Consider the following 23,082-nt stretch of genomic DNA (forward strand, 5'->3'; position numbering starts at 1 on the left):
GACGAAATAATTATATAGAGGTATTTTTGTCACATCCTATTTGATATACTTTTAAAAAGTAATAAAAGGAGGAGTTCCTATGTATATGCATAGAAATGTGACAGATAAATTTATAGGCTCAGTAGCGTATTGTGACATTATAAGTACTGGTAGTTGGTATGGTGATTTACCAGATAGCGTTCCAAAGGAAGTGAAATTAAATCATAAAGATTACTTTATTGAAGAGATACAACATATTTCTATTAAGGAAACCATTAGTGTTACCTATGGCATTAAATGGGAGCATATCTCTAAACCTATAGAGGGTAAAATAGAATCCTTCACTACTACGGAGTACTCAATTGAAGAATCTCAAAAACAACATCTATTAGAGCTTATGAGGTATAGATTTTCTGATGATATTGTCCTATATGATGAGGATGAGTGTGCTGTTCAAGTGCAGCTCGTCAATACTAAGGGGCAAGAGTTCACATATGAATTCCCTTTTGATAATGACATGCGGGCCATGTCTATACTGTTTAGACAAATTTTAGGTACACCTACATTACTTTTGTTTGATGGAAATCGGGAAAAAGATCGAATACAGGAGATTCATATTGAAGTGCAAAAAAATATATACCAAGAATATGGTGATGTAAATACATTGAGTTTTAATTGGACTCATCCGTCTATTTCCATTGATTGTAATAGTAAGCAACATGGACACACTAGTCATAGTCATAACGAGTATATAGATGCACAGATGATTCATCAGTTGAAACAAGATATTGATTTTCACCTTAGTGATACATTGTATAATCTAAATACCTTTAGTTTCACTGAAAGTCATGACCTTGATCGAGACCCTGCTCGAGGTGGTATCGTGACAGTACGAATTAAATGGTCCCATAAAGAGGATACATTGTTTATAGGAAATATAATTAATCAGTATGTGCCCGCTTGGTATAAAAATCTAATTAGTTTTATACGTGCTCATACAAGAGACAAATCTTTACAAGAGTTTTTACAATCCAATCATACATCTGATAGGAATGTATATACGTATTGTTCTGTATATATTTTTAAGGTTGGCCAAGAGTTTTATTATCGTACAGATAGAAACGATATATATGAAGGGGATATTGTAAAAGTTCCTTTTGGACTAGATAATATGGTTCGTACTGGACGCGTAGAATCTATTTCATATCATACGCGTTATGATGTACCGTATGATTTAAATAGTACTAAGTTTATTATAGATAAACTTCCGACCTCTATAGAATGTGTTGAAATAACTTGCTCATAGTGTTAAGATTATTAGTATATTAATATGCATGGAGGTCATTGTTATGAGTAAGAATATTGATTGGGATAATCTCGGTTTTGGTTATGTAGAAACCGATTATCGTTATTTGACTACATATAAAGATGGTAAATGGGATGAAGGCGGTTTAATTACAGATGCTAACGTTGTCCTTAATGAATGTGCAGGTGTATTCCAATATGCACAAACTGTATTCGAAGGTTTGAAAGCATACTATACTAAAGATGGTCACATCGTATGTTTCCGTCCTGATCTAAACGCTGAACGTTTAAATCAATCTTGTGAACGCCTCGTAATGCCTACATTACCTGAAGGTCGTTTCCTTGAAGCTGTTAAAGAAGTAGTAAAATCTAATAAAGATTTTGTACCTCCTTATGGTCATGGTGCAAGCCTTTATATTCGTCCTTACATGATGGGTACTAACTCCGTTATCGGTGTAAAACCAGCTGATGAATATCAATTCCGCGTATTTACTACACCAGTAGGTCCTTACTTTAAAGGTGGCGCAAAACCAATCAAAATCCGCATTACTGATTTTGACCGTGCAGCTCCTCATGGTACTGGTCATATCAAAGCTGGTCTTAACTATGCTATGAGCTTATATGCTATTACTGATGCACATGCAAAAGGCTATGCTGAAAATATGTACCTTGATGCGGCTACACGTACTCATGTAGAAGAAACTGGTGGCGCAAACTTTATCTTCATTTCTAAAGATGGCGCATTAGTAACACCTAAATCTGATAGCATCTTGCCATCCATTACACGTCGTTCCTTGATGTATGTGGCAGAACATTATCTTGGTATGAAAGTAGAACATCGCCCTGTTCATAAAGATGAATTAAAAGATTTTGCAGAAATCGGTCTTTGTGGTACAGCAGCGGTTATTTCTCCAGTAGGTCAAATCGATACTCCAGAAGGCACTATTAATGTACCAGCTGGCATGGATGATATGGGCCCTGTAACTAAAAAATTATATGATACATTACTTGGTATCCAACATGGCGAAATCGAAGCTCCAGAAGGCTGGGTAGTTAAGATTTGCTAATCTTTTAGTCATATAAAAGAATATAATATGAGAACATCCTCCATAATCAGACGATTGTGGAGGATGTTTGCGTTTCAAAATGTATTTAATTAGTTTAGTCGACTTAGTTTGATGCTTTTCGTGCCCCGACCTTAGACATAAATTTTTCGTTGTTAATGACGAAGCGTTCATGTGTACCTTTACCAATGACACCAACACCATCGGATGCTTCGATGGCAAAGGAGATTTTACGACCTTCCACAGCTGTTACTGTAGCCGTAGCCGTAATGGTAGCACCCATTGGGGAAGGCGCATCATGGCTAATCGATAGGGAGATGCCTACCGTGCCTTCACCGTCATTTAATTCTGGTTGCACCGCTGCTTGTGCAGCTTCTTCCATAAGTGCACACATAGCAGGAGTAGCAAATACTTCAAGAGAGCCAGACTTCATTGTTTTAGCAATATTAGATTCTGTAACTGTAACAGTTGCTGTCGCAGATTGACCAACTTGTATCATAGTAAACCTTCTTTCATTATGAATTACAATATATTTGTATTATACAACTCTTATGAGTATATATGCTAATTTTGTAATGATAAAATTTATTATTTCCTAAAATAGACTTAATTATACAGACTCTATAGAATCCGTGCTATAATAGTACTAGTTTTATTAAACGAGGTAACTATGAAAGAACGAAAATTTTCGCCTTCTGGTGAAGGCTTGGTGCAGGTAATAGCGGGCGTATTATTTGTCGTGTTACTTATCATCATTAATATTGTAGATCCTACATTTTACCCAACTATGTGGCATCTAGCTACGAGTGGTTCTATGGAGGAAATTGCTGAGTATATTCAAGGCTATGGCCCTATGGCCATGGTGGTGAGTATGCTCCTTGATATTTTTGTCAATGCCGTAGGCTTTTTGCCATCTATCTTTATTTCCACAGCGAATGGTCTCGTGTTTGGCATGTGGCCAGGCATCATTATTTCATGGCTCGCTGAAACCATTGGGGTAGTTATCAGCTTTTACATTATGCGTTATTTCTTACGAGATGCGGCGGATAAGCTAATTTCTAAGAGTACCACATTGATGAAGGTTGACGATTTCTCCGGTAACAATGGTTTTGTAGTTATGTTGTTTGCTAGATCATTACCTTATTTTCCATCTGGTGTCATCACTGCACTAGGGGCTATCAGTAAGATTAAACCGCGTGACTATATCTTGGCTAATTTAATTGGTAAATTCCCGTCTACAGCTCTTGAAGTTGCTATTGGCACAGATATTGTAAATTTTCAAGAAAATATGGGGCGTCTAGGTATTATTGTCGTCGTAGCAGCCATTGTATATTTCATTTTATGGAAGGTATACAAACGCTATATTAATAAGCGTAATGCAGAACGAGAACATGATCCTAATGCTTAATAAACATGTAATTCTATGTAGTTAAAATAAAAGAGGCGATACTATGAGTTTTTCACTTCCTGAACGTGTCATATTAAAAGGTCCTAATTTCATCCGCGAAGTATTTGAACGTGGTGTTGGTGTACCTGGATTTATCAGTTTTGGTATTGGTAATCCAGCACCAGAGGCAATTCCTGTGAAAGTCATCGAAGATGCCTTTGATTTCATCGTTCATGATAATCCTATGGGTTTATTACAATACGGTCCGATGCAAGGAGATGCGCGATTAGCAGAATTGACCTTACAACGTTTATCGAGAGTTCATCATATGAATTTAGACGGCCAAGGTCTAATCATTTCCAATGGGGCTGGTCAACTATTGGGCTTAGTACCAATTACCGTGTGTGAACCTGGCGATGAAGTGTACATGGATGATTATACTTTCACCAGTGCTATCAATTCTGTACGCAATATGGGGGCTAAGGCAGTCGGTATCAAAACTGATGAGTTTGGTATGATTCCAAGTGAATTGGAAAAAGCAGCTCAATCTGGTAAGGGAAAATATATCTATTTAATTCCAAATTTCCAAAATCCAACTGGTATTACCATGCCTTTAGAGCGTCGTAAAGAAATTTACGCTATTGCATCTAAATATGATTTATTCATTTATGAAGATGATCCATATGGTGAAATCCGTTTTGCTGGTGAACATGTACCGCCTTTTAAATCCTTTGATACGGAAAACCGTGTTCTCTATGCTGGCTCCTATTCTAAAACATTATCGGCAGGCTTGCGCGTAGGGTTCTTGTTGGGCCCAGAAGATGTTATCGGCACTATCCAAGCATTAAAAAATAATACGGCTGGACAAATGCCACTAGTTACACAAAAGGTGGTAGCACACGTACTAGACCACATCGATTATGATGCACATTTAGAAAATGTACGGAAGGTATATAAATCTAAATGTGATGCTATGATGCGTGTATTTAAAGAAAAAGGAAGCTCCAAGGTTCATTTGACACAACCTACAGGTGGTATGTTTGCATGGATGACAATGCCTGATACTGTTGATTGTGATGAATTCTTTGAAGCGTGCATGGATAAAAATGTAGGCATCATTAAATGTGGTGCCTTTGCAGCTGATGGCGTACAAAATGGTCACGCATTCCGTTTGAGCTATACGGTGCCAACCATTCCGGAAATTGAAAAGGGGATGGAAATCCTCTGTGCTCTTACAAAGGAATATTGTGGTGAATAATTCCTTTTAGATATTTTAATGAATATATCTATATTGAAAATTATTGAAATGACATGATACAATAACACTGTAAATATATGATGTGTTAGCTATAGAAAGAGCTTTCACAATGAACGATATTTACAATGAGATAATAATTTTCTAACTATATATTGTTGAGGAAAGTCCTCGAAGAAAGTAGGTGTTTACTATGGGTTGCGGTAGCAGCAGTAGTGATTGCAATAGTTGTCCATCCAAATCCGCAGGTTGCGGTGGTGCACAACAGCCTCAAGATATGACGGCTCCATTGCATGAATTGAGTTCCGTTAAACATGTTATCGGTGTTGTATCCGGTAAAGGTGGCGTAGGTAAATCCTCCGTTACAAGCTTGATGGCCTTAACGATGGCACGTAAAGGTTATAAAGTAGGTATTCTAGATGCTGATATAACTGGTCCATCCATTCCTAAGATGTTTGGTATCAAAGAAAAAGCTTACGCTGACGAAGTAGGTATGTATCCTGTTAAAACTAAGCAATATGGCATTGATGTAATGTCCGTTAATTTGTTGCTTGAAAATGATACAGATCCTGTATTGTGGCGTGGTCCTATTCTAGGCAATGTTGTAAAACAATTCTACAGTGATGTTATTTGGAAAGACATCGATTATTTATTCGTTGATATGCCACCAGGAACAGGTGACGTAGCAATTACTGTATATCAATCCTTGAAATTGGATGGTATTATCATTGTTACATCTCCTCAAGACTTGGTATCTATGATTGTTGAAAAAGCAGTTAAAATGGCTGATTTAATGCAAGTGCCTATCATCGGTGTAGTAGAAAACTATTCGTACTTCCATTGTCCAGATAATGGTAAGGATTACCAAATCTTTGGTGAAAGCCATATTGAAGAAATCCTTCAAAAATATGGTCTATTATTGTTGAGCCGTTTACCAATCGATCCAAATATTGCAAATTTATGCGATAAAGGTGATATTGAGTCTATCGACAAAACAAATTTAGAGGATGTATCTTTGCCTGAATAGGATGTATATGACGATGAAAGCTGTGCATAGTTTTAGATGTACAGCTTTTTTCATATAAAGTTTAATTTTTTCCTATGTAGGAGGTCTGTGTATGAAAAAACTATTGAACTGGATTATTCCAGCGGCCTTTGGTATAGGCCTGTGGTTTATTCCAACACCAGAGGGTTTGACACCTCAATCTTGGCACTTATTCGCCATCTTTGTTGCTACCATCGTAGGCTTTATTACGCAGCCTTTACCGATTGGTGGTGTATCTATCGTTGTTATCACTGTGGCTGCACTCACAGGTACATTGAAAATTGGTGAAGCTATCTCTGGTTTTGCTAACTCTGCCATTTGGCTTATCGTTGGTGCGTTCTTATTCTCTCGTGGCTTTATTAAAACTGGTTTGGGGAAACGTATTGCGTATAATTTGATCGCTGCTTTTGGTAGTAGTTCTTTACGCTTAGCCTATGCATTAGCTTTATCTGATTTGATTTTAGCTCCAGCAACACCATCCAACACAGCTCGTGTAGGCGGCGTTATTATGCCAATTACTACAAGCTTGGCCAAAGCATTTGGTTCTGAACCACAAAATGGTCCACGTAAAATTGGTTCCTTCTTGATGCAATCAATTTATCAAGTCAATACGATTACATCGGCTATGTTCCAAACATCCATGGCGGGTAATACATTAGTTGCTGCATTGGCACTTCAATCCTTTGGTATTGGTATTACTTGGGGTGATTGGGCTATGGCAGCCATCGTTCCTGGTATCATTGCATTGATTATTATGCCGTACTTCATTTACAAAGCATACCCACCTGAAATTAAAGATGCTCGTGAAGCACAACACATGATTCGCGAAGAGCTAAAAGGCCTTGGTAAAATGTCTTTCCAAGAATGGGTTATGCTTGGCGTATTCATTTTAGCATTAGTATTGTGGGCTACTTCTCAATTTACACACCTTGATGCTACTACTGTTGCATTCTTAGGTATTTCTATTTTGCTTGCTACAGGAGTTCTTATTTGGGACGATGTTAAAAGTGAAAAAGGTGCTTGGGATACATTAGTTTGGATGGGTACATTAATGGGCTTTGCTGGATTCTTATCCAAATTAGGATTCATTAAATGGGCAACAGAACTTGTAGGTGGCTATATCCCAGAAGGATCTTGGATTATTGCCTTTGTTATTGCTGTACTTGTTAATACATATTCCCACTATGTATTTGCATCCTTGACTGCACATATTTCTGCTATGTTCGTAGCATTCTCTGCTATTGCTATCTCTGCAGGCGCTCCACCAATGTTGACATTGTTGATGATTGCATTCACATCTAACTTGTGTATGTCCTTGACTCACTATGCGGCAGGTCCTTCCCCGGTAATCTTCAATACTGGTTATGTGCCTCAAAATACATGGTGGAAACTTGGTTTCTTCTCATCTGTAATCAACTTAATCATCTTTATGGGACTTGGTTCCATTTGGATGAAAGCTATCGGTATGTGGTAAAACACAATTACATAAACTTATACTATTATGTATACATGACGCCGTCCCTTGTGGGGCGGCGTTTTTGTGATACAATGGCTATAGATTATGTATATTGCATAACAATTTGCATGTAATAATTAAGTAGGAGGTCATATGAAATTTGATAATCCTCAATTAATAAAATATATCAAGGGATGTACATCTCCGTATCATACGGTAGATACTAGTTTGCAACTATTATTAGATGCAGGATTTACAGAGTTATCCTTAGAAGAACCATGGAATCTAACAGCTGGAAATTATGTAGTTAATGTGTACGGTACAACGTTATTTGCCTTTCACATAGGCGAAGATTATCGTCATTCCTTACGTATTGCATCGGCTCACACAGATTTTCCTGCTATACGGGTCAAGCCAAATCCTATTACTGATGTAAAAGGATACACAAAACTCAATGTTGAGATGTATGGTGGATTAATTCAAAACACCTGGTTAGATCGGCCTTTAGGGGCTGCTGGAACTGTTGTTTTAAAAGGTGAAAATCCATATGATGTTGATTCTGTTCTATTTGACACAAAGCGACCAATCGCTATTATCCCTAATTTAGCGATTCATATGAACCGTAGTGTAAATGATGGAGTAGCCTTAAATCGCCAAAAAGAAATGTTACCTATTATTATGATGAAATCCGATGGTGATGCGAAAGAATCAGATATAGATGCATGGAATAGATTCTTAGCGGAAGAAATAAATTGTGATCCCTCTGAAATTCTATCCTATGAAATTACACTCTATCCCGTAACAGAAGGTACTTTGGTAGGTACCGACTTTGATTTCATTAGCTCACCACGACTTGATAATTTAACGTCTTGCTTCGGTGTTCTTGCAGGAATCGTGGAGGCAAAGAAAAACAAAGCTGATGGTATTCGTTGTGCCATTCTATTTGACAATGAAGAAGTGGGTAGCCGTACAAAACAGGGCGGGGCAGGGATGCTTTTACCAAACTTATTAGAACGTGTGTATCGCAGCTTGGGATTGAATCGTGATGATATGGATCTCGATGTGGCTCGGGGTTTTATGATTTCTTCTGATGTAGCTCATGGATTGCATCCAAATTATCCAGAGAAGAATGATATTACCAATTTCCCTGTACTCAATGGAGGTGTTACATTGAAACAGGCCTGCAGCCAATCTTATGCAGGCGATGCAAAGGCTATTGCCATTGTGAAAGCTCTTTGTGAAGAAGCAGGGGTAGCATACCAAATTTATGTCAATCGTTCTGATATTCCTGGTGGCTCGACAGTAGGTTCTATCTCATCAGCTATGCTACCAATGCGGACGATGGACATTGGCTTACCATTATTGGCTATGCATTCCGCTGTTGAAACAATGGGGGCTAGAGACCAAGAAGAATTGAATCATTTAATGCAACATTTCTTGGGTGATGAATAAATTACATAAATATAATCTTATTTCAAATCCGATGTATGTGAAAATACATATGAAAAATTAATGAATAGAAGAATTTCTATATTAATTTAAATAATTTATAAATATAACCATATTGATGATTAATGCTTTTAATATCTGAAAATTATTGTATAATAGAAGTATATTTGATTCATAATCGGATATCAAAAAAAGTGATAAATGTTTAAGTAAAACATGTATTCCGATATGCACGTAAATAATGTATATCAATGCACACAAATCTATCATTCGATAGGACTCGGTAGGAGGCAATTATGAAGAAAATTAAATCAGTTTTGGTAGCCAATCGTGGCGAAATCGCAATCCGCGTATTTCGTGCATGTAACGAAATGGGTATTAAAACAGTAGCTATCTATTCTAAAGAAGACACATTGTCCTTGCACCGTAACCAAGCTGATGAAGCATATTTGGTTGGGGAAGGTAAAAAACCAGTTGATGCATATTTGGATATCGAAGATATCATCCGCATTGCTAAGGAACATGATATTGATGCAATCCATCCTGGCTATGGTTTCTTATCCGAAAACGAAGAGTTCGCTCGCCGTTGCGGTGAAGAAGGCATCATTTTCATTGGACCTCACGTAGAACATTTAAATATGTTCGGCGATAAGGTTAATGCTCGTACACAAGCTAAATTAGCTCAAATTCCAATGATTCCAGGTTCTGATGGGGCTTTGCGTGATTTTGAACAATTGGAAGAATTCGCTGAAACTCACGGCTATCCTTTGATGATTAAGGCCGTAAATGGTGGTGGCGGTCGCGGTATGCGCGAAGTTCACCGTAAAGAAGATTTACGCGATGCTTATGACCGCGCTAAATCCGAAGCTAAAGCAGCATTTGGTGATGATGATGTATATGTAGAAAAACTCATCGTTGAACCTAAACATATTGAAGTTCAAATCTTAGGTGATGAACATGGCAATGTAGTTCATTTACATGAACGTGACTGCTCCGTACAACGTCGCCATCAAAAGGTTGTTGAAATGGCACCAGCTTTTGCATTGCCATTAGAAACTCGTAAACGTATCTGTGACGCAGCTGTTAAAATCATGAAAAATGTTGGCTACGTCAATGCTGGTACAGTTGAATTCTTGGTAACTGCAGACGGTTCCTTCTATTTCATCGAAGTTAACCCTCGTATCCAAGTAGAACATACCGTAACAGAAATGATTACGGACATCGATATTGTTCATTCTCAAATTCGCATCGCTGAAGGCTATGATTTACACAGCCCAGAAGTAGGCATTCCTGAACAAGACAAAATCCCTTGTAAAGGTACTGCTATTCAATGTCGTATCACTACAGAAGATCCTAAAAATAACTTCATGCCAGACACTGGTAAAATCTTGGCCTATCGTAGTTCCGGCGGTTTTGGTATCCGCCTTGACTCCGGTAATGCTTTCACAGGCGCTGTAGTAACACCTTACTATGATTCCTTGCTCGTAAAAGCAACTGCATTCGGCCCTAACAACGAAGAAACGATTCGTAAAATGCTTCGTTGCTTGAAAGAATTCCGTATTCGTGGCGTTAAAACAAACATCCATTTCTTGATTAACGTTCTTGAAAACCCTGAATTCCAAAGCGGTAACTATACAGTTAACTTCATTGAAGACCATCCTGAATTATTCGAATTAAAACCAGATCGTGACCGTGGTACTAAATTGCTTCGCTACATTGCGGATACTACAATCAATGGTTACTCCGGTGCAGGCCCTCAAGAGGTACCTGATTTTGAACCAATGCAATTGCCATCTAAATTAGATGTATCTCCTGCACCTGGTACAAAACAAAAATTCGACGAATTAGGTCCAGAAGGCTTCAGTAAATGGTTGGCTGACCAAAAACAAGTATTCTTTACAGATACAACATGGCGTGATGCTCACCAATCCTTATTTGCTACACGTTTGCGTACCATCGATATGGCACGCGTAGCTGGCGATGCCGCTAAAGGTGTACCAAATCTATTCTCCTTAGAATGTTGGGGCGGTGCAACATTTGACGTATCTTATCGTTTCTTGCACGAAGATCCATGGGAACGTTTGCGCATGTTCCGTAAAGAAGTACCTAATACATTACTTCAAATGTTGATTCGCGGTGCTAATGCTGTTGGTTATACATCCTATCCAGATAATGTAGTTCGAAATTTCATTCAATTATCTGCTAAAAACGGTATCGATGTATTCCGTGTATTCGATAGCTTGAATAGCCTTGACAATATGAAGGTTGCCATCGATGAAGTTCGCAATCAAAATAAGATTGCTGAAGTTGCATTGTGCTACACAGGCGATATCCTCGATAGCAATCGTCCTAAATACAATCTTGATTACTATGTAAAAATGGCTAAAGAATTGCAAAATGCTGGTGCCAACATCATCGCTATTAAAGATATGGCTGGTTTGTTGAAACCTCAAGCTGCATACAACTTAGTATCCGCTTTGAAAGATGCTGTGACAGTACCAATTCATTTGCATTCTCATGAAGGTTCTGGCAATACGATTTACTCCTATGGCCGCGCTGTAGATGCTGGTGTAGACGTAATCGACTTGGCTTACTCTGCATTTGCAAATGGTACAAGCCAACCTAGCATGAACTCCATGTACTATGCATTGGCTGGTACAGAACGTCAACCACAAATGAACATCGACTACATGGAAGAAATGTCTCACTACTTCGGCAGCATCCGTCCTTACTACAAAGGTGTGGATAAAGCTGAAAAATATCCAAACACAGAAGTATATCAACATGAAATGCCAGGCGGTCAATACTCCAACTTGCAACAACAAGCTAAAATGGTTGGACTTGGCGATCGTTGGACAGAAATCAAAAAGGTATACCATCAAGTTAACATGATGTTTGGCGATATCATTAAAGTAACACCTTCCTCTAAGGTTGTTGGCGATATGACATTGTACATGGTACAAAACAACTTGACTGAAAAAGATATCTACGAAAAAGGCGATGTATTAGACTTCCCTCAATCTGTAGTAGAATTCTTCGAAGGTCGTTTGGGCACACCATACCAAGGATTCCCTGAAGAACTTCAAAAAATCATCTTGAAAGGTGCACGTCCTATTACAGTTCGTCCTGGTGCTGTATTACCACCAACTGATTTCGAACACGTTCGCAATGAATTGAACGAAATGGGTGCTAATACAACTGATGAAGATGTAAGTGCATACTGCTTGTATCCTAAAGTATTTCAAGACTACACTAAATTTACAAAAGACTTTGGTGATGTATCCGTATTAGATACACCAACATTCTTCTTTGGTATGAAACGCGGTGAAGAAATCCAAGTTACTATCGAAAAAGGTAAAACATTGATCATTAAGATGAATGGAGTATCCGATCCTGATGAAGATGGTAATCGCATTATTCTCTTCGAATTCAATGGTCAACCTCGTTCAATCAAAGTTCATGATAAACATGCTAAAACAACTGGCGTTGTTCGTCGTAAAGTTGATGAATCTAACCCTGGTGAAATCGGTGCTACATTGTCTGGTTCCGTTGTTAAGATTCTCGTTAAGAATGGTCAATCCGTAACTAAAGGTGAACCATTAATCGTAACAGAAGCTATGAAGATGGAAACAACAATTACAGCTCCTATCGATGGTATCGTTGAAGAAATTCTTGTTCGTGAAGGCAGCCGTATCGAATCTGGCGATTGCTTGTTACGCATTCAAGATGCTATTAAACGTTAATTTCATATGATTTAGCACGTAAGTGCATAAAAAAAGTCCCCCATATAATACTCCTTTGTATTATATGGGGGACTTTCTAAATTTTGTGATATAACTAAAAAAATAAACCAGCTAACAGTCAATAACGTCCAATCAAGCGGACAAATGAGTGTTAGTCGGTTTATGATTAATAATAGTATACAAAATAAAAAAGATTTAGACAAGTGAGTACTATTAAGTAGCATTATATGGTTCTTTTTGTACTTTTCCTACTAAATATGGTACTATATAAGGTATAAGAAAATAGGCGTATTGTGCCTTTTTTGTGATTGCTGACTGATTAGAAAAGGAGTATTAGCTAATGAGATGTCCTTATTGCCAACATACAGACACGAAGGTAACAGACTCAAGAACGACAGATGAAGGAAATAGTATTCGTCGTCGTCGGGAGTGTATTAATTGTGGACGCCGCTTTACTACTTATGAAATCATCGAAGAAGTACCACTCATGGTAGCAAAGAAGAATGGTCGCCGCGAATTATTTGACCGTGGTAAATTGTTAAATGGTTTGTTGCGTTCCTGTGACAAACGAACGGTTCCTATGTCCGTTATGGAAGAAGTGGTCAATAATGTAGAGCGAGACATTCGCAATGAAGTAAATCAAGAGATTTCTACAGATCGTATTGGTGAACTTGTATTACAACAATTAAAAGATATTGACCAAGTTGCCTATGTACGTTTTGCTTCTGTTTATCGTAAGTTTGATAATATTGACAGCTTTATGGCTGAACTTAAAGCATTAAAAAAATTAGATGCTAAAAAAGCAAAGAAATAGCGTGAATATATGATTGATTTACATTGTGATACGATAATGCAATTAATCGATCACCCTCGTGATGGTGATTTATTTTCCAATCATTGGAAAATTGATATTGAGCGTCTTATAAAAGGGCATAGTCGACTACAGGATTTTGCATTATTTGTAGACTTAGAAGAACAAGACGATTCCTATGGTAGATATGAATCTATGCGTCAATTGTTTAATAGTCAGATAGAAAAATATGGTGATTATATCAGTCATGTGCGCTCTTATGATGACATTGCAGCATGTTATGAAAACCATAAAGTGGCTGCTTTATTATCCATAGAAGAGGGCGGCGTCCTAGGTGGTGACCTTGCTAAGTTAGATAAGGCTTATGCCGATGGTGTTCGACTTATTACATTGACTTGGAATTATCCTAACGAATTGGGGGAACCTAATACAGGAGATCCTCATAAGAAATTGACTAAAACAGGCGTTGAATTTGTGGAACGGATGCAAGAATTAGGCATGATTGTTGATTGTTCCCATCTGAATGATGGGGGAACAGAACAACTAGGAGATATTCTTGATGTGCCTTTTATTGCATCTCATTCTAATGCGCGGGAAGTGACAGCTCATCGCCGTAATTTGCCGGACCACTTGATTTGTCTAATTGGCGAAAAGGGTGGCGTTATCGGTTTGAACTTTGCTCAATCCTTCTTAGGGACTTCACCCATCAGTCGCATCGATGATATTGTGAAGCACGGATTGTATATCATCAATAAGGGCGGTGAAGATGTAATAGCTCTAGGCACTGATTTTGATGGCATCAAGCCAAATACAGAAATTGAGGATATTTCAGATATGCATCGTTTGTATGATGCATTTAGAGGCGCCGGGCTTTCAGAAGAACAAACGGAAAAACTATTTTGGAAAAACGCGGATCGCCTACTAAAGGAGATTTTATAATGACAGATATAAATCCAATCATTGCGGATCGATTTACAGACCATCTTGATGTGTTTAGTAAAACAATGGATCAGATGGATGTTATTCAAGAAATTGCTAACCGCTGTATTGTGGCTTTGAATAGTGGCAATAAAATTTTATTTTGTGGCAATGGTGGTTCCGCTGCGGATTCTCAACATCTTGCAGCTGAACTTATTGGACGTTTTAAAAAGGAACGCCGTTCTCTTGCATCCATTGCACTCACTACGGATACATCTATTTTGACGGCTGTTGCCAACGATTACGACTATGATGCAGTGTTTGCGCGTCAAGTTGAAGGCTTAGGTCGTTCTGGTGATGTACTTATCGGCATTTCTACATCGGGGAACTCTAAAAACGTTGTAAAAGCCGTGGAAATGGCTCGAAATACAGGAATGCACACGATTGCTTTCACCGGTGAAGGCGGCGGTAAATTGGCTGAATTATGCGATCTTACACTAGCTATTCCAAGCACAGTGACAGCGCGTATTCAAGAAATGCACATTTTAGTTGGCCATATCATTTGCGAACTTATTGAAGAAGATTATTAATCGAGATAGGGAAGAAATCACAGATTTCTTGAAAGGGGACCTATGATTACAAAAACAGTGAATGAATTTTTGACAAATTCATTACCGAACCTAAACATTGCAGTTATCGGTGATGTTATGGTGGATCGTTATGTATTTGGCGATGTGAGCCGCATTTCTCCAGAGGCTCCCGTGCCGGTCAATCGCGTATCCTCTGTGAAAGAAGTGCTTGGCGGGGCAGGTAACGTAGCGTCTAACTTAGCCAATCTCGATTGCCATGTCTATTTAGGGGCCGTAGCTGGTGTCGATGACCATGGTAGAGTGCTCGATAACTTATTAGCCGCTGATCATATTGATACATCTGGTCTTATCCATGATGAAAGCCGGTCAACGATTACTAAAATGCGTATTTTAGGTGACCGTCAACAAATGATGCGCCTCGATTTTGAAACGATTACACCAATCACAGCTGCTGAAGAAGAACAATTAATCAGTTGGCTAGAAGGCCTTTGTCAACGTGGATTACAAGGCATAGTAATCTCCGATTATGGAAAAGGCGTATGCACACCGACATTGTTGCAACATGTATTTAAGTTGGCGAACACTTATCAAGTACAGACCATTGTAGATCCTAAGGGTGCTGATTGGTCCAAATATGATGGGGCTACATGTATTACACCGAATGTAAAGGAATTGGGTGAATCTTTAGGTCGTGTGATTCCAAATGATGATACATCTGTTATCGAGGCAGCTAAGGAAGTACTTAATAAGGTTAACATTAAATATATTATCGGTACTCGTTCCGCCAAGGGCATTACCGTTGTGGCTAAGGACGGCAGAACCTGGCATAATCCAGCAACCCAACAGGATGTATTTGATGTGAGTGGCGCTGGTGATACGGTCGTAGCCATGATGATTTCATGCTTAGCTAGTGGTTTATCCATGCGTTTAGCCCTACATATCGCCAATGGCGCTGCTGGTATCGTCGTATCCAAGGTGGGCACATATCCAATCCATCGTCAAGAGTTGATTGATTTATGGCGCTCTGTACGACAATTGACAACATCTAGCCCTTTATATACAAAAGAAGAAATGAAGGCATTAATCGATAAATGGCAAAGCATGGACGAAACCGTTGTATTTACAAATGGTTGTTTTGATATTCTACATCGAGGACATATTACGTATTTGCAAGAGGCGGCACAACTTGGGGCTCACCTCATTATTGGACTGAACTCTGACGCGTCCGTTAGACGTTTAAAGGGCGAAACAAGACCTATCGTATCCGAAGAGGATAGAGCGGCATTATTAAGTGCCTTACAATGTGTAGATGGTGTTGTCCTTTTTGAGGAGGATACACCTGCCGAATTATTAGCATACTTACGCCCTAATATTCTTGTTAAGGGCGGCGATTATAAAAAAGAGGATATCGTTGGTAGAGAATCTGTAGATGAAGTAGAGGTACTTTCATTTAAAGAAGGGTACTCCACATCGGATATCGTAAAGAAAATAGCCACGATGGCTAAGGAGGGGAAATTATGATTATTGTAACTGGTGGTGCCGGTTTTATTGGTAGTAATATTGTGAAAGCCTTAAACGAACGCGGTCGCAATGATATTTTAATCGTTGATGATTTAACAGACGGTCGTAAAATCCGCAATCTCCAAAATTTGGATTATTTAGATTACATTGATTGTGATGATTTTGATGCTGCCATTGCAGACGGCACATTCAATGTAGGTCCTATTGAAGTCATTTTCCATGAAGGCGCATGTGCAGATACGATGGAATACAATGGCAAATATATGATGAAGAACAACTACGAAGGTTCCAAAAATCTATTCCACTATTGCCAAGATCGTGCTATTCCATTTATCTATGCATCCTCTGCATCTACATATGGCAATGGTACAAATGGATTCGTCGAAACGCCAGAAGCAGAAGAAGCGTTAAATCCGTATGCATATTCTAAGCTATTATTTGACCGCTATGTACGTAAATTTGAAGGCGAATATACAGCACAAGTCGTAGGTTTGCGTTATTTCAATGTTTTTGGCCCTAATGAAGCACATAAGGATAAAATGGCATCTCTTGTACGCCAAATGTTTTATAAAAACCAAGAAACAGGCGTTATCAATTTGTTTGAAGGCACAGATGGCTATGAAAATGGTGGCCAAACACGTGATTTCATCTATGTAAAAGACGTGGTGAATGTAAACTTCTATTTCTGGGAACATCCTGAAATTTCCGGTACATTCAACTGCGGTACAGGTCATGCACATAGCTTCAATGAATTCATGCAAGCTGTTATCGACTACAATGGTAAAGGTCGCATTGAATACATTCCATTCCCAGAAGTGTTGATTGGTAAATACCAAAGCTTCACCGAAGCGGATACGACTAAATTGATGGCGGCTGGTTACGATAAAGGCTTCACGCCATTAGCAGATGCAGTAAAAGAGTATTGTGAATTATTAGATAATAACGAAGGTTATTTGCGTTAATCTGTTGTGATAGATTAATGTCAATTCTTTGATAAATGTAAAGGATGTAGTATGAGAAAGGTGTTATTCCTCGATAGAGATGGGGTTATCAACAAGGATGTTTCCTATCTCTATAAGACAGTGGATCTACAGTGGGTTGATGGTGCAAAAGAAGCATTGAAATTAGCCCATGATTCTGGTTATGAACTTATAGTCGTAACAAACCAAAGTGGTGTAGCACGAGGTTATTATAAAGAAACCGATGTACAAATCCTACATGATTATATGGGAAATGAACTATTTAAAGCGGGAGCACCTATCTTACATTTCTATTATTGCCCACATCACAAGGATGGCGTTGTAGAACGCTATGCTGTCGATTGTAATTGTCGTAAGCCAAAGCCTGGTATGATTTTGCAAGCTATCAAGGATTTTGATGTTGATGTAGAACATAGCTTTCTCATCGGTGATAGTCAACGTGATGTAGATGCTGCTGAGGCTGCAGGGGTAAAGGGATATCTATTTACAGAATCCAATTTATTAGATTTCATGAAAAAGATTTTACAGCATTAATTTTTGGATGAACCACATTTGTGTGTATTCTTCGTTCATAGAGGGGTTATTATGAAGGACTATTCCAATATACTCATCATAAAAATGAGTTCCTTAGGTGATGTCATTCACGCATTGCCAACATTATATGCATTGCGCCAAAATTTGCCGCACGCAAAAATTACCTGGGCCATACATGAACAATTTGCGAGTCTCTTGCCAGGTACCCCTTGGGTGGACGAAGTAATTATCATCGACAAGAAACAATTAAAATCGCCCTCTTATTTATGGAATCTTCGTAAAGAACTACATAGTCGTCATTTCGATATGACCTTAGATTTGCAATGTATCGCCAAAAGTGCCATTGTATCTCTATTATCTGGTTCTCCTGAGAAATATGGATATTGGGAACTTCGCGAGGGCAGTCAATTAGTTAATAAAGCTCTCGTTGAATCTCATAAATACGATCACGTTATTGAGCGCTATCTTGATACGGTACGTGCCTTAGGTGGTGAAGTGGATGGCGTGGAATTTCCCATGCCTCATGACCATGAAGCAGAAGGGACGATTCGCAACCGGTTATCCGAACTCGGTGTAACCGATGATTATGTTGTCGTTGTACCTGGTGCGCGATGGATTGTTAAGGAATGGCCATTGTTAAACTTTGGTGAATTATGTATTCGCCTTTGTGAAAGTGGAAAAAAGGTGGTCATTGCAGGTTCCCCTGATGATGCTGAAAAGGGTCAATTTATAGAAAACTATGTGAAGAGCGATAACCTTATTAATTTAGTTGGTCAAACGACCATGGCTGAGTTAATCGAGTTGATTCGTCACTGCCATATTTTCATCAGCGCTGATACGGGGCCTTTACATATTGCGAATGCATTAAAGAAACCATTAATCGCGTTGTTTGGTACGACATCACCACATAGAACGGGCCCATATGGGGGCAGTCATGTGCATCTAATTATTTCCCCTACATCGAAGGCTACTCCAGAACAGCCACTGGTAGATGATCCAGATTGCATGGCTCAAATTCCAGTAGATGCGGTATGGGATGTATATTCTGAAATGTTGAGAAAGGATTTATGATGGAACTTGATTATAAACGCATTGTCGTAACCTTTCTCATGCATTTAGGTGATGTAGTGTTAACGACTCCATTTTTAGAGGTGTTGCGTAAAGCAGCACCTCATAGTCATATCACCTATGTGATTGATGAAAAGTTACAAGATGTGATGAAATACAATCCTTATATCGATGATTTGATTACAGTCGATAAAAAAGGACGTCATAATAGCATTAAAGGGTTGAATGAAATCGCTCGTCGCATTAACGACCAAGGTAGACCCGATATTGTTATTAACTTGCACCCTAATGAACGTACATCATACTTAGCGTGGAAAATTCACGGTAAGGTGACGACGGGAATGAGCCATTTTTTATTTAGACCATTTATGACGAAATATACCCGTCTTGATCGCAAGACACGTCACGCCGCTGATATGTACATAAACGTATTAGAACAATTAGGTGTCACTGACGTAGCCAATCACGGATTACATATCGAGACCTGCAAGGAATGGAATGATGAGGTATTCCATTTTTATGAAAGCCAAGGCGTTATGCCTCGTGATAAGATTATTGGTTTTAATATCGGCAGTGCAGTGCCTGAAAAACGATGGCCTGCAGAACGCTTTGCGGATGTAGCCGATTATTTTGGCAATAAAGGGTATAAAACGGTATTCTTTGGGGGTCCCATGGATTTAGACATGGTGAAACCTGTTGTAGAACAGATGAAAACAAAACCAATCGTGGCCACGGGTGCTTTCAAATTAGGACCTCTAGCAGCGGCTATGAAATGGTGTGACTTGCTCATTACAAATGATTCTGGACCTATGCATGTAGCTATTAGTCAGGGGGTTCCTATCGTAGCCCTTTATGGACCGTCAAATCCATTTTTCTATGGTCCGTATCAAGCAAAATCTATCGTACTTGAATCGATGGACCATTATGAAATTGGTAAAAGTATGAAACAGGTTATTACAGAAGGCAAGTACAAAGGTATTTCTGTTATTACCGAAGAACAAGTGATTAAGGCAGCTGAAACATTACTGCAGGAATCGTAAGTTATGGATTATATTATTTTTGATTTAGAGTGGAATCAACCATATAGCAACGACATTAGCTTTATGAAGCGAGCACGGATGCCGTTGACCGGTGAAATCATTCAAATCGGAGCTATTAAGCTCAACGAGAATTTAGAGATTGTGGATTCGTTCACAATGTATGTAAAACCTAAATATTTACCACATATGCATAAGCATGTGAAGGCCCTTACAGGGATCACCAATCAAGATTTGAATCGCGGTGTCCCATTTAGGGCGGCCTACAGTCATTTCGAACAATGGTGTGGCAAGGATTATATGCTTCTGTCTTGGGGCGCTGACGATATTCTCATATTGCGAGAAAATTTATTGCTCCATAAATTAAAGAGTATCGACTATGATTCTTGGGCTGATGCACAGATGATATACAGCTATCAACGATATGGTACGACACAACAGTACTCCGTAGCTCATGCGATGGAGGATTTACATATATCATCCGAAGAACTATCCGCTCATAATGCGCTGCACGATGCTATATTTACGGCACATATCTGCCAAAAGCTAGATTTGCCAAAAGCATTGTTGCATTATGATTCCATACGAAAAGAGGCGCCAAATCCTTTTTTATATCCACCGGGTTTGACCTTCTTTATGTACGATAACTTTCAAGAAAAGAAACGCATCGTTTATGATAGACGGGTGCGACTATCCTTTTGTCCTTATTGCCAAAGTCGGTTGGAAACGACACGTCCTGAACGGATACAAGGGGATAAGCACTTATCCATTGGCGTTTGTCCAAAACATGGAGAATTTGCCATTCAGTTAAAGGTAGGAAAATATACGATTAAGTCAGGAATTACCAAGTTTTATGTAATAAAGGTATTAAGTCATAGTACTGATGAAATCGGTAAACTATATATAGAAAAATCGGAAATTAACCGAGAGAAAGAGCGGCTCTATTATGAGCGCCGTCAAAAAGAATTATTAGAGAAATCAAAAGCATAACACACGATATATTGTGCTGTATGCTTATATAGAAAGGAATGAAATTATGGAACGTAAATATGCTTGGCATAATTATGATGATCAAACATTACAAGACGTGATGTCATTAGGGGATGCATATCGTCAATTTTTGGACAATGGTAAAACAGAACGCGAATGTGTCATTCAATCTGTAGAAGCTGCAAAAGAAGCTGGCTATGTTGATTTAAAAGACTTGATTAAATCTAACACGCCAATTAAAGCGGGCGATAAGATTTACTATACTCATATGGATAAATCTATTGCGTTATTTAATATCGGTACCGATGATTTGGACCACGGTATGAATATCCTTGGTGCTCATATCGATTCCCCACGCATTGACGTAAAACAAAACCCTCAATATGAAGATAGTAACCTAGTATTTTGGGACACACACTACTATGGTGGTATAAAAAAATACCACTGGGTAGCTATGCCACTTGCCATACATGGGGTTGTAGTAAAAACGGATGGTACACGCATCAACATTAATATTGGTGATAAAGAATCTGACCCTGTATTCTGTATTACTGACTTATTGCCTCACTTAGGGCAAGAACAAATGCAAAAGAATGCAGCAAAGGTGATCGAAGGTGAGGCTCTAGATCTTCTCATCGGTAGCCGTCCTGTTAAAGATGAAGAAAAGGAAGGGGTTACTAAATTTATTAATAACCTTCTTGAAAAAGAAGATGGATTCGTAGAACGCGATTTATTATCTGCTGAACTTGAAATTGTACCAGCTGGTAAGGCGCGTGACATGGGCTTTGATCGCTCCATGGTGTTAGCATATGGTCAAGATGACCGTGTCTGTGCTTACACATCCTTGGTGGCTATGCTCGAAGTAGATAAGGTAAAACGTACAACTTGCTGTTTATTGGTAGATAAAGAAGAAATTGGTTCCGTTGGTGCTACAGGTATGCAATCTCGCTTCTTTGAAAATGCGGTAGCAGAAATCTTAACATTGATGGGCAAACCTAATTCGGTAAATGTGCGCCGTACATTGGAAAATTCTCGTATGCTGTCCTCTGATGTTAGCGCTGGATATGATCCATTGTATGCTTCTGCCTTTGAAAAGAAAAATGCTTCTTACCTAGGTATGGGCGTCGTATTTAATAAATTTACCGGTTCTCGTGGTAAATCTGGTTCCAACGATGCCAATGCGGAATACATGGGCTTTATCCGCCGTGTAATGGAATCTAATAATGTAACATACCAAACAGCTGAACTTGGCAAGGTTGACCTTGGTGGTGGTGGCACCATTGCGTATATCATGGCACTATATGGTATGAATGTAATCGACTGCGGTGTTGCTGTTCTTAGCATGCATGCACCATGGGAGGTTACATCTAAGGCCGATATTTATGAAGCAAAACGTTGTTACGTGGCATTTTTGAATGCAGATGATGAAACAATCTAGTGTTATAGGGCTTTCACCATTGCTGAAAGTCCATGTTATGTGAGGTATAGGATGAAACAAACGGAATTAGGCGCTGCTATTGAGGCGGCAAAGGGAGAGGCAACAGAGGTTAAGACCGTAAAGGTCGATATCTTTGATATTCCTGAAACAAAGGCAAAAGAATATATCGCTACCCGCGAAGAGGTAGCAAAGGCTGCCATGGAGGTTATGAAACCATATTGTGTGACCGTTAAACGAGAAACCTTAGAGGAAGATGAAGGGGAAGCTGTGGTTGGCTATTATGTAACGGGAGAAATTTTAATGTGTGTCATCCTTGACCCATTTGAAGTGCCTGTTATGAAGGTGGCCTTAGATAAGGGGACACTCAAAGAATATATTTTAGCGGCTAATGAATTGACAGAGGATATGCTAGCTTCTCTAGATAAATAGTAAATCTGTTAGCATACAATATGTGCTCTACATAAGGACAAATGTAAAATACTTTAGTCTGATACATTGATGTAGTGCTCAAA

20 protein-coding genes are annotated in these 23,082 nt (G+C 38.8%); 19 read left to right on the top strand and 1 reads right to left on the bottom strand.

Translation table 11 applies throughout. The features are described 5' to 3' along the window. Positions 1-79 precede the first annotated feature (79 nt). Entirely contained in the window at positions 80-1,285 is a 1,206-nt protein-coding gene (locus tag O3617_RS02150; protein WP_371448438.1) for a hypothetical protein, read from the top strand. Positions 1,286-1,328: 43 nt separating this feature from the next. Continuing rightward, on the top strand, positions 1,329-2,351 hold the full coding sequence (locus O3617_RS02155) for a branched-chain amino acid aminotransferase (protein ID WP_371448439.1): 1,023 nt from the start codon (positions 1,329-1,331) through the stop codon (positions 2,349-2,351). Between the two features lie 103 nt (positions 2,352-2,454). Here O3617_RS02155 and O3617_RS02160 read toward each other — a convergent pair whose 3' ends face one another. Then, positions 2,455-2,847 carry a thioesterase family protein gene (locus tag O3617_RS02160; RefSeq protein ID WP_371448440.1) on the bottom strand — a complete coding sequence of 131 codons (393 nt, stop codon included), beginning with the start codon at positions 2,845-2,847 and terminating at the stop codon, positions 2,455-2,457. A 171-nt stretch (positions 2,848-3,018) separates the two neighbouring features. Here O3617_RS02160 and O3617_RS02165 point away from each other — a divergent pair, with 171 nt between their 5' ends. From O3617_RS02165 to O3617_RS02245, 17 genes are all read left to right on the top strand, one after another. Continuing rightward, on the top strand, positions 3,019-3,756 hold the full coding sequence (locus O3617_RS02165) for a TVP38/TMEM64 family protein (protein ID WP_005380858.1): 738 nt from the start codon (positions 3,019-3,021) through the stop codon (positions 3,754-3,756). Positions 3,757-3,799: 43 nt separating this feature from the next. Then, positions 3,800-4,993 carry a PLP-dependent aminotransferase family protein gene (locus O3617_RS02170; protein WP_371448441.1) on the top strand — a complete coding sequence of 398 codons (1,194 nt, stop codon included), beginning with the start codon at positions 3,800-3,802 and terminating at the stop codon, positions 4,991-4,993. Between the two features lie 190 nt (positions 4,994-5,183). Further along, positions 5,184-6,017 (top strand): Mrp/NBP35 family ATP-binding protein, encoded by an 834-nt coding sequence (locus tag O3617_RS02175; RefSeq protein ID WP_009660951.1) that lies wholly within the window; start codon positions 5,184-5,186, stop codon positions 6,015-6,017. Positions 6,018-6,108: 91 nt separating this feature from the next. After that, positions 6,109-7,509, top strand: a complete 1,401-nt coding sequence (locus O3617_RS02180) for an anion permease (RefSeq protein ID WP_371448442.1) — start codon at positions 6,109-6,111, stop codon at positions 7,507-7,509. 135 nt (positions 7,510-7,644) lie between these two features. Beyond that, on the top strand, positions 7,645-8,943 hold the full coding sequence (locus O3617_RS02185; RefSeq protein ID WP_371448443.1) for a M18 family aminopeptidase: 1,299 nt from the start codon (positions 7,645-7,647) through the stop codon (positions 8,941-8,943). A gap of 293 nt (positions 8,944-9,236) precedes the next feature. Beyond that, positions 9,237-12,683, top strand: a complete 3,447-nt coding sequence (locus tag O3617_RS02190; protein ID WP_371448444.1) for a pyruvate carboxylase — start codon at positions 9,237-9,239, stop codon at positions 12,681-12,683. A 340-nt stretch (positions 12,684-13,023) separates the two neighbouring features. Continuing rightward, a complete protein-coding gene (gene nrdR / locus O3617_RS02195) occupies positions 13,024-13,497 on the top strand; it encodes a transcriptional regulator NrdR (protein ID WP_005379058.1) in 474 nt (157 codons plus the stop codon). Positions 13,498-13,506: 9 nt separating this feature from the next. Further along, positions 13,507-14,433 carry a dipeptidase gene (locus O3617_RS02200; protein WP_371448445.1) on the top strand — a complete coding sequence of 309 codons (927 nt, stop codon included), beginning with the start codon at positions 13,507-13,509 and terminating at the stop codon, positions 14,431-14,433. Beyond that, entirely contained in the window at positions 14,433-15,002 is a 570-nt protein-coding gene (gene gmhA / locus O3617_RS02205) for a D-sedoheptulose 7-phosphate isomerase (RefSeq protein ID WP_038123224.1), read from the top strand. The genes O3617_RS02200 and gmhA overlap by 1 nt, the downstream gene beginning before the upstream one ends. A 42-nt stretch (positions 15,003-15,044) precedes the next feature. Next, positions 15,045-16,523 carry a D-glycero-beta-D-manno-heptose 1-phosphate adenylyltransferase gene (rfaE2, locus tag O3617_RS02210; protein ID WP_371448446.1) on the top strand — a complete coding sequence of 493 codons (1,479 nt, stop codon included), beginning with the start codon at positions 15,045-15,047 and terminating at the stop codon, positions 16,521-16,523. Then, the gene (gene rfaD, locus O3617_RS02215) at positions 16,520-17,485 is read left to right on the top strand and encodes an ADP-glyceromanno-heptose 6-epimerase (protein WP_371448447.1); all 966 of its coding nucleotides are present in this window, start codon (positions 16,520-16,522) and stop codon (positions 17,483-17,485) included. Before rfaE2 ends, rfaD begins: the two co-directional genes overlap by 4 nt. 51 nt (positions 17,486-17,536) lie before the next feature. After that, on the top strand, positions 17,537-18,037 hold the full coding sequence (locus O3617_RS02220) for a D-glycero-alpha-D-manno-heptose-1,7-bisphosphate 7-phosphatase (protein ID WP_371448449.1): 501 nt from the start codon (positions 17,537-17,539) through the stop codon (positions 18,035-18,037). Between the two features lie 51 nt (positions 18,038-18,088). Next, entirely contained in the window at positions 18,089-19,108 is a 1,020-nt protein-coding gene (locus O3617_RS02225) for a glycosyltransferase family 9 protein (RefSeq protein WP_371448450.1), read from the top strand. Then, entirely contained in the window at positions 19,108-20,145 is a 1,038-nt protein-coding gene (locus O3617_RS02230; RefSeq protein ID WP_371448522.1) for a glycosyltransferase family 9 protein, read from the top strand. Before O3617_RS02225 ends, O3617_RS02230 begins: the two co-directional genes overlap by 1 nt. 3 nt (positions 20,146-20,148) lie before the next feature. Continuing rightward, positions 20,149-21,132 (top strand): exonuclease domain-containing protein, encoded by a 984-nt coding sequence (locus tag O3617_RS02235; protein WP_371448452.1) that lies wholly within the window; start codon positions 20,149-20,151, stop codon positions 21,130-21,132. 46 nt (positions 21,133-21,178) lie between these two features. Continuing rightward, a complete protein-coding gene (locus O3617_RS02240) occupies positions 21,179-22,570 on the top strand; it encodes an aminopeptidase (RefSeq protein WP_371448453.1) in 1,392 nt (463 codons plus the stop codon). Between the two features lie 51 nt (positions 22,571-22,621). After that, positions 22,622-22,999, top strand: a complete 378-nt coding sequence (locus tag O3617_RS02245; RefSeq protein ID WP_371448454.1) for a hypothetical protein — start codon at positions 22,622-22,624, stop codon at positions 22,997-22,999. The last annotated feature ends 83 nt before the right edge of the window (positions 23,000-23,082 follow it).

This window comes from Veillonella sp. 27098_8_77, from assembly GCF_041431535.1.
Classification (GTDB): domain Bacteria; phylum Bacillota; class Negativicutes; order Veillonellales; family Veillonellaceae; genus Veillonella.

What these genes read in the sequence shown, in the direction of transcription:
- O3617_RS02150 (WP_371448438.1), top strand. Translation starts at nt 80, where the DNA reads ATGTATATGCATAGAAATGTGACAGATAAATTTATAGGCTCAGTAGCG.
- O3617_RS02155 (WP_371448439.1), top strand. Translation starts at nt 1,329, where the DNA reads ATGAGTAAGAATATTGATTGGGATAATCTCGGTTTTGGTTATGTAGAA.
- O3617_RS02160 (WP_371448440.1), bottom strand. Translation starts at nt 2,847, where the DNA reads ATGATACAAGTTGGTCAATCTGCGACAGCAACTGTTACAGTTACAGAA.
- O3617_RS02165 (WP_005380858.1), top strand. Translation starts at nt 3,019, where the DNA reads ATGAAAGAACGAAAATTTTCGCCTTCTGGTGAAGGCTTGGTGCAGGTA.
- O3617_RS02170 (WP_371448441.1), top strand. Translation starts at nt 3,800, where the DNA reads ATGAGTTTTTCACTTCCTGAACGTGTCATATTAAAAGGTCCTAATTTC.
- O3617_RS02175 (WP_009660951.1), top strand. Translation starts at nt 5,184, where the DNA reads ATGGGTTGCGGTAGCAGCAGTAGTGATTGCAATAGTTGTCCATCCAAA.
- O3617_RS02180 (WP_371448442.1), top strand. Translation starts at nt 6,109, where the DNA reads ATGAAAAAACTATTGAACTGGATTATTCCAGCGGCCTTTGGTATAGGC.
- O3617_RS02185 (WP_371448443.1), top strand. Translation starts at nt 7,645, where the DNA reads ATGAAATTTGATAATCCTCAATTAATAAAATATATCAAGGGATGTACA.
- O3617_RS02190 (WP_371448444.1), top strand. Translation starts at nt 9,237, where the DNA reads ATGAAGAAAATTAAATCAGTTTTGGTAGCCAATCGTGGCGAAATCGCA.
- nrdR (WP_005379058.1), top strand. Translation starts at nt 13,024, where the DNA reads ATGAGATGTCCTTATTGCCAACATACAGACACGAAGGTAACAGACTCA.
- O3617_RS02200 (WP_371448445.1), top strand. Translation starts at nt 13,507, where the DNA reads ATGATTGATTTACATTGTGATACGATAATGCAATTAATCGATCACCCT.
- gmhA (WP_038123224.1), top strand. Translation starts at nt 14,433, where the DNA reads ATGACAGATATAAATCCAATCATTGCGGATCGATTTACAGACCATCTT.
- rfaE2 (WP_371448446.1), top strand. Translation starts at nt 15,045, where the DNA reads ATGATTACAAAAACAGTGAATGAATTTTTGACAAATTCATTACCGAAC.
- rfaD (WP_371448447.1), top strand. Translation starts at nt 16,520, where the DNA reads ATGATTATTGTAACTGGTGGTGCCGGTTTTATTGGTAGTAATATTGTG.
- O3617_RS02220 (WP_371448449.1), top strand. Translation starts at nt 17,537, where the DNA reads ATGAGAAAGGTGTTATTCCTCGATAGAGATGGGGTTATCAACAAGGAT.
- O3617_RS02225 (WP_371448450.1), top strand. Translation starts at nt 18,089, where the DNA reads ATGAAGGACTATTCCAATATACTCATCATAAAAATGAGTTCCTTAGGT.
- O3617_RS02230 (WP_371448522.1), top strand. Translation starts at nt 19,108, where the DNA reads ATGGAACTTGATTATAAACGCATTGTCGTAACCTTTCTCATGCATTTA.
- O3617_RS02235 (WP_371448452.1), top strand. Translation starts at nt 20,149, where the DNA reads ATGGATTATATTATTTTTGATTTAGAGTGGAATCAACCATATAGCAAC.
- O3617_RS02240 (WP_371448453.1), top strand. Translation starts at nt 21,179, where the DNA reads ATGGAACGTAAATATGCTTGGCATAATTATGATGATCAAACATTACAA.
- O3617_RS02245 (WP_371448454.1), top strand. Translation starts at nt 22,622, where the DNA reads ATGAAACAAACGGAATTAGGCGCTGCTATTGAGGCGGCAAAGGGAGAG.